Raw genomic sequence first — 13,292 nt, 5'->3', positions numbered from 1 at the left:
CCATCACGTGGTCATCGGCGATTCAGGCCGCCTTGATGTCCACGAGCTCGATATCGAAGTTCAGGTCCTTGCCCGCGAGCGGGTGGTTCGCGTCGAGCGTCACCTGCTCCTCGCTCACTTCGGCCACCGTCACCGGCATCACCTGACCGTTCGGCGTCTGCACTTGAAGCTGCGTGCCGATGTCGAGCGGAATGTCCGCCGGGATCTGTTCGCGCGGGACGGCTTGCAGCGCTTCGTCCTGGCGCTGGCCATACGCCTCGTCGGCGGGGATCGCGACGGTCTTCTTCTCGCCGACGCTCATCCCGGTCATCGCCTTGTCGAGACCCGGAATGATCTGGCCGGAGCCGACCGTGAACTCGAGCGGATCACGTCCTTCGCTGGAATCGAAGGTGGAGCCGTCGGTCAACGTGCCGGTGTAATGAATCTGAACCGTGTCGCCGGTTTTCACCTCGGTCATGAGAAATCCAATCTGTTTGGGAGTGGGTTTCAGTGAGGCCGCGCCCATCGCGGGTGCTCACTATTGATACCAAGAATAGGTATTTTGCGCCGGATTTGCAAAGGGTCGCGCACGATTCATTCGTTGGAACCAAGCGGATTCCGCATGGGTTGAGCAGGGCAAAGCCGGTGATCCGATGCTCCGGCCTCAAATGTGGCCCGTGCGCCATGACGTTACCGCGTTTGATTCGTGCAGGCTTGCCCGTTCGAATCGCTCGGGGAACAATAGCGGGGCTGCTCGAACCGAAGGGGATATCCATGCTTAACCGCCGCACATTCGTCGCCGCCGCCGCGGCGAGCCTTGCCGCGCCGGCCATCGCGCGCGCTCAGGGCTTTCAGCTCGAACCGATATACATGCCGCAAACCGTTCAGGTGAAGTCCAGCCTGGCGCCGCAACAGATTATCGTCATGCCGCGGGCGCACTTCCTCTATTTCGTCGAAGCGCCGGGCCAGGCGCGGCGCTATGGCGTCGGCGTGGGTCGTGCCGGTCTCGAATTCCAGGGCGATGCGATCATCGAGGTCAAGAAAGAATGGCCGACCTGGCGTCCGACAGACGAGATGATCGAGCGCGAGCCGCAGACCTACGCACGCTTCAAGGACAACGATTACGTTCAGCCCGGCGGCCCAAATAACCCGCTCGGTGCGCGGGCATTGTACCTGTTCCAGAACGGTCGTGATACGTTCTACCGCATCCACGGCACCAATCAGCCTTCGTCGATCGGCCGGTCGGTCTCCAACGGCTGCATCCGAATGATCAACGACCACGTAATCGACCTCTACAAGCGGGTACCGACCGGAACTCCGGTCAAGGTCCTATAAGAGCGTGCGGGCGGAGGCCCGCACCTCGCGGCACTTCGATGTCGTCGTTGTCGGGGCCGGCCCGGCGGGCAGCGCCGCGGCGGTCAGCGCCGCGCGCGCCGGGCTGTCTGTCGCGCTCGTCGACAAGGCACGCTTTCCACGACACAAATTGTGCGGCGGCGCCTTTTCCGGCCGCGCCGTCGCCAGCCATCGCCGAGCTTTCGGCACAGACCTTCCTGCCGCGCCGCACCTGACGAAGAACGCGATCACCTTCGGAGCGTTCGGTGTCGATCTTGGGCGGTATGACGACATCCCGCCCCTCTATCTCACGATGCGCGAAAGCCTCGACCTGTCGCTCTTCGAAGCGGCGCTGGATGCCGGGGCGCAGGATTTCAGCGGGCATTTGCCGCAGGGCATCGATCTGTCCGGAAAGCAGCGCGTCCTGTCACTGGGCGAGATCTCACTGGCGGCGGACGTCGTGATTGGCTGCGACGGCGTATCGAGCGCAATCGCGCGCGCGCTCTACGGACGTCCCTTCGATCCCAAGGAGATCGGCTTCGCGCTCGAGGTCGAACTGCCCGAGCAACAGACCCCGCCCGAGTTGCGAATCGACTTCGGTGCCGCCAACTGGGGCTATGGCTGGGTCTTCCCCAAGACCTGCGGCACCACGATTGGCATCGGAGGCATTCGCGCACGCAATCCCGATCTCAAGGCGCGGCTCGCGACTTACCTGGCCGAACGCGGCGTCGAGGGCCGCCCCAGTGTTAAGGGCCAATACCTGCCGTTCGGCGCCCCGCGTCGCATTCCGGGCCGGGACTCGGTGCTGCTGGCGGGCGATGCGGCGGGACTCGTCGATCCGATCACCGGAGAAGGCATCGGTCATGCACTCGAAAGCGGACGCCTTGCCGCCGAGGCGGCGATTGCTGCCTTGTCCGAAGGGGACCCGAAACGCGCCCTGCCGCTTTACCGGCGCAAGCTTGCGCCGATCCACCGCTCGATGCAGCACGCGCGGCTCATCCGACCGTTGCTGTTCCAACCTCGGTTTCAGAGCGCGTTCATCGCAGGGTTTCGCCGGTCCCGTTCTTTGAAGTACGAATACTTGCGCCTGCTGGCCGGTGAGACCGAATATGCGGATATATCGCGCCAGCTTGCGCGGCGCCTGCCCCACCACCTTTGGCGCGCATTCATGAAAAACGGGCCTAAGCGGCAAGAAACCGAACCGAAGACGCCATGAAGCAGCCATAATGCGCCGCTGTTTATGTCTCGGTAAGAGATATCGTCCAGATTGGGCGGATCGTCACACGGAGACGGCAGATGGTCATCATGTCCCTGATTGCATCGAGTTTTGCCGGCATCATCGCCGGCTTCATGGCGATCATGTTCTTCGGCTTCGGCGCAGGGGGCGCGCTTGTGCTCTATCTGCTTTGCGCGGGGATCGGGACAATGGCGGGCGTGGCAAGCGCCATCCGGCAGGACGCCGCATCCACAGACCAAGGCTACTGATTCGCGCGACGTCAGACGACGTAGAAAAACAGCAGGATCGGAACGATTCCCAGCGCGGCAATGCAGAAAAGCTCGGCCGCCTTAGCAGCGCTCCGCAACAGGCCGCTTTCATCGAAGCTGTGCTTCGTTGCGAACGCGGCATATGCAAGAGCGGAGGCTTGTCCGGCCTCGATCTGCTCATGACGCTCGACTTTCGCCTTCGCAAGTTTATAGCGCGCTTGCATTTCTTCCCGGGTCATCGCTGCTCTCTTCCTGTTGCAGTCACGGCTTGCCTTCGAAACATGGACCATGCGCTTCATTCGGCAAGACCCCGAGAGCACTGCGCGAACATGTCACGTCTTGTGACCTCACATCGTTTTTTCTTGCCAGAATCTCGGAAAACACGCACAGACTCTAACTGCTACGTTACGAACATCGATCTGCTCCTTCCACCAAGGCCAGTCTCTCGATTTCCAATGACTACGCCGACCTGCCGCAATAGTGCGGGCAGACACTACGACTAAGGAGCACGACGATGGCCACTGGCACCGTCAAATGGTTCAACACCACCAAAGGCTACGGCTTTATCGCCCCGGATTCCGGCGGCAAGGACGTCTTCGTCCACATCTCTGCTGTCGAGCGTTCGGGCCTCACCGGCCTCGCCGACAACCAGAAGGTGAACTACGAGCTGCAGACCGGCCGCGACGGCCGTGAATCAGCGATCAACCTCGAACTGGCCTGAGCCCAGTCACCGACGGTTTCGAGGGGCGCCTTAGGGCGCCCTTTTTCGTGCGCGGCTCCACTCTTTGACCTGAAAGATCGGCGCGATATAATCGCGTTGCGCGAAGGAGGAGCCGATGTCTCGTCTCAGTCAGCCAGCCCGTTTCGCTCTCGTCGGTCTTGTCGCGGGGCTCGCAGGCTATGGTCTGTCGGAGCTTCTCGGGTTCGACCTGCAATCGCCCTGGTGGGTCATCATGCTCGCGGGCGGCGTAGGCGGGTTCCTTGGCGGCTGGCTGCGTCAGCGGCGTGGCAAGTAGAACGCGACCCTACCCGTCCGCCTTCTCCAGAAGCTCGAGCACGACCGGTCCCATATCCTCCACGATCCGGTCCACGCCGTCCGCATTGGGGTGAATCCCGTCGGGCTGCATGTAGGCGGAAATCCGGTCGGGGGAGGCGTTTCCCTCATCGTCCCTGAGATTGGCGAAAAATTCGGGGTAGAGAAGCGTGTCATATTCTTGCGAGAGATCGGTATAGATCGCTTCGAAATCTCGCTTGTAGTCCGGCCCGTAATTGGGCGGCGCGATCAGACCGACCAGGAGCACGGGAAGATCCCGTGCCTCGGCTTCCGACAGGATGCCATCGAGGTTCGCGCGCACGGTGTCCGGTGAGATCCCGCGCAGGAGGTCGTTTCCGCCAAGCGCCACGATCATCGCGTCGGTTTCCTCGGTGAGCGACCAGGCGACGCGCGACAGACCGCCCGCCGTGGTGTCGCCGGACACACCGGCATTCACAATCTCGACATCCGCGCCCTGGTCTTCGAGCCAGGCTTGAAGCGTGGGCACCAGCCCTTCGCCCTGCGGCAGGCCATAGCCTTGCGTCAGAGAGTCGCCGAGCGCGACAAGTTCGAGCGTTTCGGCCCGCGCCGCGCCGACCGCCGCGACAGACACGAAAAGCGTGAGCGCGCTCGCGTTGATCGCACGGGCGGCAGCCCCATATGTGAACGACTTCAACATGCAAGCGGGCAGGACTTGGCACGACATGGCTTCACCTTCTCAATCGGTTCTTACCCTGAAAGATGTGACCTTGAGCCTCAACGGCAATGCCGGGCCGGTTGAGATCCTGCACGAGATCTCGCTCGACGTCGCGTCCGGTGAGACGCTGGGCCTCATCGGGCCCTCCGGCTCGGGCAAATCCTCTTTGCTGATGGTCATGGGCGGGCTCGAGCGCGCAACGGGCGGCACCGTCTCGGCCTTGGGTCAGGATCTGACGGCGATGGACGAGGACGGGCTCTCGCGGTTCCGCCGCGATCACATGGGCGTGGTGTTCCAGTCCTTTCACCTCATCCCCACGATGACCGCCCTCGAGAATGTCGCCACGCCGCTCGAGTTGGCGGGGGACCGCGAGGCTTTCGACAAGGCGCGTGCGGAGCTTGATGCGATCGGTATCGGTCATCGCGCCAATCACTATCCCTCGCAGCTTTCGGGCGGCGAGCAGCAGCGCGTCGCGCTCGCCCGTGCCGCCGCCCCGCGGCCCGAGATACTTCTCGCGGACGAGCCGACCGGCAACCTCGACGGCGTCAATGGCGAGGCGATCATGGACATGCTCTTCGGTCTGCGGGACCGGCATGGCGCGACACTCGTCCTCGTGACCCACGCGCCCGACCTTGCGAACCGCTGCGACCGGGTCGTGACGCTGACCGACGGGCGCATCTCGACCGAGAAAGTGGCGGAGGCCGCCGAATGAGCTTTCGCACCGCTGCGACCTTTGCCCGGCGCGAATTGCGCGGCGGGTTCAAAGGCTTCCGTATCTTCCTGGCCTGCCTCGCACTCGGCGTCGCTGCCATTGCCGGCGTCGGGTCGGTCCGCTCCGCCATCCAGGCGGGGCTCGAGGATCAGGGCGCGGTGCTCCTCGGGGGCGACGCCGAGGCGCAATTCACCTACCGCTACGCCACCGAAGACGAGCGGGCCTGGCTCGAAAGCGTCTCGACCGCCGTTTCCGAGGTCGTGGATTTCCGCTCGATGGCGGTGGTCGGCGAAGGCGATGCGGCCGAACGGGGCCTCACCCAGATCAAGGCGGTCGATGACGCCTACCCGCTTCTGGGCGAGGTGGTCCTCGCGCCCGAGATGCCATTGGCCGAAGCGCTGGAAGGGGATGGGGCCGTCATGGCCCCTATCCTCGCCGACCGTTTGGGGATCTCGGCGGGCGACACGTTTCGGCTCGGCGAGAAGACCTTCACGCTCTCTGCGGTGATCGAGCGCGAGCCCGACGACGCTGGCGGAGGCTTCGATTTCGGCCCGCGCACCATCGTTCGGACGGCAGCGCTCGAAGGTGCGGGGCTCCTGGAGCCGGGCACGCTTTTCGAATCCGAATACCGTCTGCTTTTGCCGGAAGAGACTGACCTCGATGCCATCGAAGCGGAGGCGCAGGAGCGCTACCGCGACGCCGGCATCCGCTGGCGCGACGCGCGCAATGGCGCGCCGGGCACTGCGCAATTCGTCGAACGGCTGGGCGGCTTCCTCGTGCTGGTGGGCCTCTCGGGTCTGGCCGTCGGCGGCGTCGGCGTCTCTTCGGCAGTGCGTGCCTATCTGGCGCGGAAGACCTCCGTCATCGCGACCTTGCGTACGCTCGGGGCCACGCGGGAGACGATCTTCCTTACCTATTTCTTGCAGGTCGGCGCGCTTGCCCTTCTCGGCATCGCCATCGGTCTCGTTCTGGGTGCAGGCGTGCCGCTGCTTTTCGCGCCACTCATTTCGGACGCGCTGCCAGTGCCGACGTTTTTCACACTCCATCCCGCGCCACTGGCCGAAGCTGCGCTTTACGGGATCCTCACCGCGCTGCTCTTCACGCTCTGGCCCCTTGCCCGCACCGAAGAGGTGCGCGCCGCGACGCTCTTTCGCGATGCGCTGGCCTCGGCCAAGGCGCTGCCCGCACCGATCTACATCGCGGTCACTGGCGTGCTGCTTGTCCTGCTGGTCGGCGCGGCGATGCTGTTCTCCGGTGATGCAGAGCTGACTCTCTGGACTGCGGGCGGCATCCTTGGCTCGCTACTGATCCTTGTCGGCGCAGCTTTCCTGATCCGCGCAGCGGCGCGCGGGGCGCAATCCGCCGCCAGGGGCCGCCCCGCTCTCAGGTGGGCGCTCGCCTCCATCGGCGGCCCGCGCGAGGAAAGCGCCTCGGTCGTTCTGTCGCTCGGGCTCGGCCTCGCCGTCCTCGCCGCCATCGGCCAGATCGACGGCAACCTGCGCTCCGCCATCGAGCGGGATTTGCCCGACGTGGCGCCCTCCTACTTCTTCGTGGATATCCAGAAAGACCAGATGGAGGGGTTTCGCGAGATCGTCGATGACCCGGTCGTCTCCCGCGTCGACAGCGCACCGATGCTGCGCGGCGTCATCACGGAGATCAACGGCAGGCCCGCCACCGAGGTCGCAGGCGATCATTGGGTCGTCCGCGGCGATCGGGGGATCACCTATTCCGCCACTCCGGACGAACGCACCCGCGTCGTCGCCGGCGAGTGGTGGCCCGAGGATTACGACGGCCCGCCGCAGATCAGCTTTGCCGAGGAAGAGGCCGAAGAACTTGGCCTGTCGCTCGGCGACGAGATCACCGTGAACATTCTCGGCCGCGACATCACCGCGGAGATCACCTCCTTCCGGGTCGTCGACTTCTCGACCGCCGGGATCGGTTTCGTGATGACCATGAATCCCGCGTCGGTGGAGGCCGCACCGCATACGTTCATCTCGACGGTCTATGCCGAACCCGAAGAAGAGGCCCGCATCCTGCGCGAGGTCTCGGACGCCTACCCGAACGTGACCGCCATCGGCGTGCGCGACGCCATCGACCGGGTGTCGGAGCTTCTGGACGGCGTCGCCGAAGCGGTGCGCTGGGGCGCGGCAGCGACGCTATTGACCGGCTTTCTCGTGCTGATCGGCGCGGCGGCGGCGGGCGAGCAGGCCCGCACCTACGAGGCGGCGGTGCTGAAGACCCTTGGTTCCAGCAGGGGGCGAATCCTGCGCAGCTTTGCCCTGCGCTCGGCGCTTTTGGGTGCCGGGGCGGCAATCGTCGCCATCGTCGCGGGAATCCTCGGCGGCTGGGCGGTGTCGACTTTCCTGATGGAAACGAGCTATTCCGTGATCTGGCCGTCAGTCCTCGGCATCGTCCTTGGCGGCATCCTCGCGACGCTTCTGGCCGGGCTCGCCTTCGTCTGGCGCCCGCTCGCGGCCCGGCCCGCTCAAGTGCTGCGCGCCCGGGAATGACACTTGGCAAGCGGGGCGGGCTGGCTTAGGCCCGTGCCCGACTGCCCGCACAGGAGCCCCCGATGCAAGACAGCCTCCCCGCCCCCGTTACCACGCTCAGCCGCGCGCAGAAGCGCCAGGTTCTGAACCTCGTCCGCCGCGCCGCCCGCGCCGAGATCCTGCCACGCTTTCGCAACCTCGCCAGCACCGACATCGCGACCAAGACGGGTCCGCAGGATCTCGTGACCGAAGCCGATCGTGCCGCCGAGGCGATGATCGGGCGGGGCCTCGCGCAGATGTTTCCAGGCGCGCTGATCGTCGGCGAGGAAGCCGCGTCGGAGCGGCCCGAGATCGTGGACGGTATCGCGGAGGCCGAAACTGCCTTCATCATCGACCCGGTGGACGGAACCTGGAACTACGCCAACGGCATCGCGACCTTCGGTGTGATCGTAGCGGTCTCGCGCTACGGCGTGCCTGTCTTCGGCCTGCACTATGACCCGGTGATGGATGATTGCATCTGGGCCGAGGCCGGCGGCGCTGCCGAATTCGTCCGTTCCCGGCGCGGCACCCGGCCCGTGCGCGTGGCCGCGGCCAGCGGCACAGAGGATCTAGCGGGCTTCGTCGGCCTCAGCCTTTTGCCGGAGGACAAGCGCGCCGAGATGGCCGCGACCTTCCCCAAGCTTACCCGCGCGATGCAACTGCGCTGCGGATGTCACGAATACCGGGTCTTCGCGCAAGGCGGTGTGGATTTCGTGTTCTCGGCGGGACTCACGCCCTGGGATCACACCGCGGGCGCGCTCATCGCGGAGCGCGCGGGCGGTCACGTGGCGATGCTCGATGGCTCGGAGTACCGCGCCGGGCCGATGGGCGGCTACCTTCTTGCGGCGCGCGACGAGGCCACGTGGACGCACCTGCGCGACCTTTGGTCTTTCCTCCTGGACTGAGCGCACACATCCTTCGAGGATGCGTGCCCGGATTTCCTCGTGGACTCCGGGTCTCCGCGTGCGGAAACCCGCGCAGGATCGCCGGGCGATCCTGCTATTCCGCGGCCTCGGCGTAATCCTCCATCGGCGGGCATGTGCAGATGAGGTGGCGGTCGCCGTAGACGTTGTCGACGCGGTTGACCGGCGGCCAATACTTGTCGACGCGGAACGCACCTGCCGGAAAACAGCCTTCCTCGCGCGAATAGGGTCGATCCCAGTCGCGCACGAGATCTTCCATCGTGTGGGGGGCGTGTTTCAACGGGTTGTTCTCCGCATCCATCCGGCCGTCCTCGATGGCGCGAATTTCTTCGCGAATGGCCAGCATCGCATCGCAGAACCGGTCGAGCTCGGCCTTTGTCTCGCTTTCGGTCGGCTCCACCATGAGCGTGCCTGCAACGGGCCAGGACATGGTCGGCGCGTGGAACCCGCAATCCATCAGCCGCTTTGCGATGTCGTCGACCGTGACGCCCGCCGATTTCTGGAAGGGCCGTACGTCGAGGATGCATTCATGCGCGACACGTCCCTTCCGGCCCTTATAGAGCACGTCGTAAGAACCTTCGAGGCGCTTGGCGATATAATTGGCGTTCAGGATCGCGACCTTGGTCGCTTGCGTCAGCCCCGCGCCGCCGGTCATCTTGATATAAGCCCATGAGATCGGCAGCAGAGACGGCGAGCCAAAGGGCGCGGCGGAAACCGGGCCGGGTCCGTCCTCGGCTAGCGGATCGGAGGGCAGATGCTCCGCCAGATGCGCCTTCACGCCGATCGGTCCCATACCGGGCCCGCCCCCGCCATGCGGGATGCAGAAGGTCTTGTGCAGGTTGAGGTGGCTCACATCGCCGCCCAGATCGCCCGGCTTCGAGAGCCCGACCATCGCGTTGAGGTTCGCCCCGTCGATATAGACCTGCCCGCCATGCTCATGCGTGATGGCGCAGACATCCTTCACGGTCTCCTCGAAGACGCCGTGCGTCGAGGGATAGGTGATCATGGTGCCGGCAAGCTCGGCCGAGTGTTTCTCGGCCTTGGCGCGGAAATCCTCGAGGTCGATGGACCCCATCTCGTCGCATTTCACCGCGACGACCTTCCAGCCCACCATCTGCGCGGAAGCCGGGTTGGTGCCATGCGCGTTGACCGGGATCAGGCAGACATTGCGGTGCCCTTCGCCCTTCGCGCGATGATAGGCGGCAATCGTCAACAGACCGGCATATTCGCCCTGAGCGCCGGAATTGGGCTGCATCGAGATCGCGTCATAGCCGGTAATCGCGCAGAGCTTGGCATTCAGATCCTCGATCAGCTGGGTGTAGCCCTCCGCCTGATCCTTCGGGCAGAACGGATGCAGCATCGAGAATTCGGGCCAGGACACCGGCATCATTTCCGCCGCCGAGTTCAGCTTCATGGTGCAGGAGCCAAGCGGGATCATCGCGCGGTCGAGCGCGAGGTCCCGATCGGCAAGCCGGCGCATGTAGCGCATCATCTCGGTCTCGGCGCGGTTCATGTGGAAGACGTCGTGCTGCAGGTAATCGGAGGTCCGGAGCAGCGGATCGGGAAGCCGGTAGGTCTCGGCCTCGCGATAGCTCCGCTCGATCCCGAACGCACGCCAGACCGCCTCGATCTTCTCGGGCCGTGTCGTCTCGTCGAGGGTGATACCGACGCGGGTCTTGCCGACGGGCCGCAGGTTCACGCCCTCGCGCACCGCGCCCGCGAGGATGCCTTTCTGGAAGAGGCCGACATCGACGGTGATCGTGTCGAAGAATTCCGGGTTCTCGACGGCAAAGCCCGCCGCCTCAAGCCCCTCGGCCATCGCCGCGGTCTTCAGGTGAATGCGTTGCGCGATCGCCTTCAGCCCCTCGGGCCCGTGGAAGACCGCGTAGAAGCCCGCCATCACCGCCAGAAGCGCCTGCGCGGTGCAGACGTTCGAAGTCGCCTTCTCGCGGCGGATATGCTGCTCGCGCGTCTGCAGCGCGAGGCGGTAGGCGCGGTTGCCCTGCGCGTCGATGGACACGCCGACGATGCGTCCCGGCAGCGCGCGTTTATACGCATCCTTTGTCGCGATATAGGCCGCGTGCGGGCCGCCATAGCCCATCGGGACGCCGAAACGCTGCGTCGAGCCGACGGCGATATCCGCGCCCATCGCGCCCGGCTCTTTCAGAAGGCACAACGCCATCGGATCGGCGGAGACGATGCCGAGCGCGCCAGCCTCGTGGAGCGCCGCGATCGGATCAGAGAAATCGGAAAGCCCGCCATAGGTGCCCGGATACTGGAAGATCGCGCCGAACACGGCCTCGGGATCGAGCGTCTCGGGCGCGCCGACCACCACCTCGATGCCGAGCGGCGCGGCCCGCGTCTTCATCACATGGATGTTCTGCGGATGGCAATTCTCGTCGATGAAGAAGCCCTTGGCCTTCGATTTTGCGCTCCGGAGCGCCATCGTCATCGCCTCGGCGCAGGCAGTCGCCTCGTCGAGAAGCGAGGCATTGGCGATCTCGAGCCCGGTAAGATCGGAGACCATCGTCTGGTAGTTCAGAAGCGCTTCGAGCCGGCCTTGGCTGATCTCCGGCTGATACGGCGTGTACGCGGTGTACCAGGCGGGATTCTCGAGGATGTTGCGCTGGATCGCGGGCGGCGTGACCGTGCCGTGATAGCCCTGCCCGATCATCGTCGTCAGGACCTTGTTGCGCTTGGCGATCTGGCGCATCTCGAAAATGAGCTGCCGTTCGGAGAGGGGCGCGCCGAAATCGAGCGCGTCCTCCTGGCGGATCGCCTTCGGCACGGTCTCGTCGATCAGCGCGTCGAGATCGGCGACCTCGAGCCGCGCGAACATCTCGTCCATCTCGGAGGGAGACGGGCCGATATGGCGGCGGTTCGCGAAATCATACGGGTCGTAATCGGTCGGCTTAAAGCTCATGTCACATCTCGCTCTGTCATCGCGCCGGGCCGGATGCGCGTTGCGCGGCATCCGCCCGTCTGCCTTGTCAAGCGGCCGATGCGCCGCGTCTTCGTTCGCCTGGATGGCCGGCCGATCCGCGGCCGGCGGCGTCAGGCGATGAATTTCTTGTAGGCCGCCTCGTCCATGAAATCGTCGAGCACGGAGGCGTCCTCGATCTGCATCTTGAAGAACCACGCATCGCCTTCGGGGTCGTCGTTCACCTTGGAGGGATCGTCCACGATGGTCTCGTTCACCTCGACGATCTCGCCATCGATCGGGGCGAGGATGTCCGAGGCGGCCTTGACGCTCTCGATCACGACGACCTCGTCATCCTTCGAGACCGTCTTGGGCGCATCCGGCAATTCGACGAAGACCACGTCGCCCAGTTGCTCGGCCGCGTGCACGGTGATGCCGACGGTCACGATGCCGTCCTCGTCGATGTCGAGCCATTCGTGCTCTTCGGTGTATTTCATGTCTCGCTTACCCTCGTTCTTTGTCAGCTCAGCGTTTGAAGTTCGGCGCAACGAAGGGCAGCTTCGTTACGGTCACGGGCAATCTGCGGCCGCGCAGCTCGCCATATAGGACGGTGCCCGGCGCCGTCATCGCGGCGGGAACGTAGCCCATCGCGACAGGCCCCCCCGTGCTCGGCCCAAAGCCGCCCGACGTGATATGGCCAACCGGATCCGCGCCGTCTTTGGCGGCATAAAGCGGCACACCTTCGCGCATCGGCGCGCGGCCCTCGGGTTTGAGGCCGACGCGCATGCGCGGGGCGCTCTCGGCCAGTTCGCGCAGGATCCGGTCCGCGCCGGGAAAGCCGCCTGCCCGCGCACCATCGGCCCGGCGGATCTTCTGGATCGACCAGCTCAGGGCGGCCTCGACCGGCGAGGTGCCCGCATCGATGTCATGGCCGTAAAGGCAAAGGCCCGCCTCAAGGCGCAGCGAATCGCGCGCGCCAAGACCGATCGGTTCGACGTCCCCATGCGACAGTAGCTTGCGTGCGAAGTCCTCCGCCGCATCGGCGGGCACGGACATCTCGAAACCGTCCTCGCCAGTGTAGCCCGAGCGCGACACCCAGATCTCGACCCCGTCCACCACGACATCGCGCACATCCATGAAGCGCATCTCCGCAAGCTCGGGCGCGATGCCGGACAGAACCGCCTCGGCCTTCGGACCCTGGAGCGCCAGAAGCGCGCGGGTGGTGACGTGCTTGACGACGACACCCGGCTCGAGCCCCTCGCGCAGGCGCGCAAGATCCGGCTCCTTGCGAGCCGCGTTGACCACGACGAAGAGGTGATCGCCCTTGTTGGCGACCATGAGATCGTCTTCGATCCCGCCCTCATCGTTGGTCAGAAGTGCATAGCGCTGACGGCCCTCTTCGAGCCCCTGGATGTTCTGCGGCACCAACGCTTCGAGCGCGGCGCTGGCCGAGGCCTTGCGCGGCACGAGAATGACCTGGCCCATGTGGCTGACATCGAAAAGTCCCGCCTTCTCGCGCGTGTGAAGATGCTCTTTCAGCACGCCCATCGGGTATTGCACGGGCATCGAATAGCCCGCGAACTCCACCATCTTCGCGCCAAGCTCGACATGCAGCGCATGGAGCGGCGTCATCAGAAGGCCGTCTTCGGTCCGGGGTTCGTCTTCGGAAAGCTCGCTGCCATC

General features: G+C 65.1%; 14 protein-coding genes. 8 read left to right on the top strand and 6 right to left on the bottom strand.

Going from position 1 to position 13,292, the window contains the following annotated elements; translation table 11 throughout:
- Window positions 1-22: 22 nt before the first annotated feature.
- Window positions 23-457, bottom strand: a complete 435-nt coding sequence (locus tag FIU91_RS05370; RefSeq protein ID WP_152461730.1) for a peptidylprolyl isomerase — start codon at window positions 455-457, stop codon at window positions 23-25.
- Between the two features lie 296 nt (window positions 458-753).
- On the opposite strand from FIU91_RS05370, the gene FIU91_RS05365 reads away from it, so the two are divergent.
- The 3 genes from FIU91_RS05365 (at window position 754) to FIU91_RS05355 (ending at window position 2,796) form a co-directional block, all read left to right on the top strand.
- Entirely contained in the window at window positions 754-1,314 is a 561-nt protein-coding gene (locus tag FIU91_RS05365) for a L,D-transpeptidase (RefSeq protein WP_152461729.1), read from the top strand.
- Between the two features lie 4 nt (window positions 1,315-1,318).
- Entirely contained in the window at window positions 1,319-2,527 is a 1,209-nt protein-coding gene (locus tag FIU91_RS05360; RefSeq protein WP_152461728.1) for a geranylgeranyl reductase family protein, read from the top strand.
- 80 nt (window positions 2,528-2,607) lie between these two features.
- Window positions 2,608-2,796 carry a hypothetical protein gene (locus FIU91_RS05355; RefSeq protein ID WP_152461727.1) on the top strand — a complete coding sequence of 63 codons (189 nt, stop codon included), beginning with the start codon at window positions 2,608-2,610 and terminating at the stop codon, window positions 2,794-2,796.
- 11 nt (window positions 2,797-2,807) lie between these two features.
- Here the strand turns inward: FIU91_RS05355 and FIU91_RS05350 are convergent, their stop codons facing one another.
- A complete protein-coding gene (locus FIU91_RS05350) occupies window positions 2,808-3,035 on the bottom strand; it encodes a hypothetical protein (protein ID WP_093010200.1) in 228 nt (75 codons plus the stop codon).
- A gap of 275 nt (window positions 3,036-3,310) precedes the next feature.
- On the opposite strand from FIU91_RS05350, the gene FIU91_RS05345 reads away from it, so the two are divergent.
- Together FIU91_RS05345 and FIU91_RS05340 are read left to right on the top strand one after the other, a co-directional pair.
- A complete protein-coding gene (locus FIU91_RS05345) occupies window positions 3,311-3,517 on the top strand; it encodes a cold-shock protein (RefSeq protein WP_093010201.1) in 207 nt (68 codons plus the stop codon).
- Window positions 3,518-3,632: 115 nt separating this feature from the next.
- Window positions 3,633-3,812, top strand: coding sequence for a hypothetical protein (locus FIU91_RS05340; protein ID WP_152461726.1), 180 nt, complete (start codon window positions 3,633-3,635; stop codon window positions 3,810-3,812).
- Between the two features lie 9 nt (window positions 3,813-3,821).
- Here the strand turns inward: FIU91_RS05340 and FIU91_RS05335 are convergent, their stop codons facing one another.
- On the bottom strand, window positions 3,822-4,508 hold the full coding sequence (locus FIU91_RS05335; protein WP_152461725.1) for an arylesterase: 687 nt from the start codon (window positions 4,506-4,508) through the stop codon (window positions 3,822-3,824).
- A 25-nt stretch (window positions 4,509-4,533) separates the two neighbouring features.
- Between FIU91_RS05335 and FIU91_RS05330 the strand changes: the two genes are divergently transcribed.
- The 3 genes from FIU91_RS05330 to FIU91_RS05320 all read left to right on the top strand — a co-directional run bounded on the left by FIU91_RS05330 (window position 4,534) and on the right by FIU91_RS05320 (window position 8,671).
- Window positions 4,534-5,238: an ABC transporter ATP-binding protein gene (locus tag FIU91_RS05330; RefSeq protein ID WP_152461724.1), complete on the top strand. Its 705-nt coding sequence runs from the start codon at window positions 4,534-4,536 to the stop codon at window positions 5,236-5,238.
- A complete protein-coding gene (locus FIU91_RS05325) occupies window positions 5,235-7,748 on the top strand; it encodes an ABC transporter permease (RefSeq protein WP_152461723.1) in 2,514 nt (837 codons plus the stop codon). Before FIU91_RS05330 ends, FIU91_RS05325 begins: the two co-directional genes overlap by 4 nt.
- A 62-nt stretch (window positions 7,749-7,810) precedes the next feature.
- A complete protein-coding gene (locus FIU91_RS05320) occupies window positions 7,811-8,671 on the top strand; it encodes an inositol monophosphatase (RefSeq protein ID WP_152461722.1) in 861 nt (286 codons plus the stop codon).
- Window positions 8,672-8,765: 94 nt separating this feature from the next.
- On the opposite strand, the gene gcvP is transcribed toward FIU91_RS05320, so the two are convergent.
- From gcvP to gcvT, 3 genes are all read right to left on the bottom strand, one after another.
- Window positions 8,766-11,612 carry an aminomethyl-transferring glycine dehydrogenase gene (gene gcvP, locus FIU91_RS05315; RefSeq protein WP_152461721.1) on the bottom strand — a complete coding sequence of 949 codons (2,847 nt, stop codon included), beginning with the start codon at window positions 11,610-11,612 and terminating at the stop codon, window positions 8,766-8,768.
- A 131-nt stretch (window positions 11,613-11,743) separates the two neighbouring features.
- The gene (gene gcvH, locus FIU91_RS05310; RefSeq protein WP_093010208.1) at window positions 11,744-12,106 is read right to left on the bottom strand and encodes a glycine cleavage system protein GcvH; all 363 of its coding nucleotides are present in this window, start codon (window positions 12,104-12,106) and stop codon (window positions 11,744-11,746) included.
- Window positions 12,107-12,134: 28 nt separating this feature from the next.
- Window positions 12,135-13,241, bottom strand: a complete 1,107-nt coding sequence (gene gcvT / locus FIU91_RS05305) for a glycine cleavage system aminomethyltransferase GcvT (RefSeq protein WP_152463658.1) — start codon at window positions 13,239-13,241, stop codon at window positions 12,135-12,137.
- Window positions 13,242-13,292: the final 51 nt, after the last annotated feature.

The organism is Roseivivax sp. THAF30 (assembly GCF_009363575.1).
Taxonomy (GTDB): domain Bacteria; phylum Pseudomonadota; class Alphaproteobacteria; order Rhodobacterales; family Rhodobacteraceae; genus Roseivivax; species Roseivivax halotolerans.
Note: the sequence above shows the minus strand (reverse complement) of the source record. Positions and strands in the feature narration are given on the sequence as shown.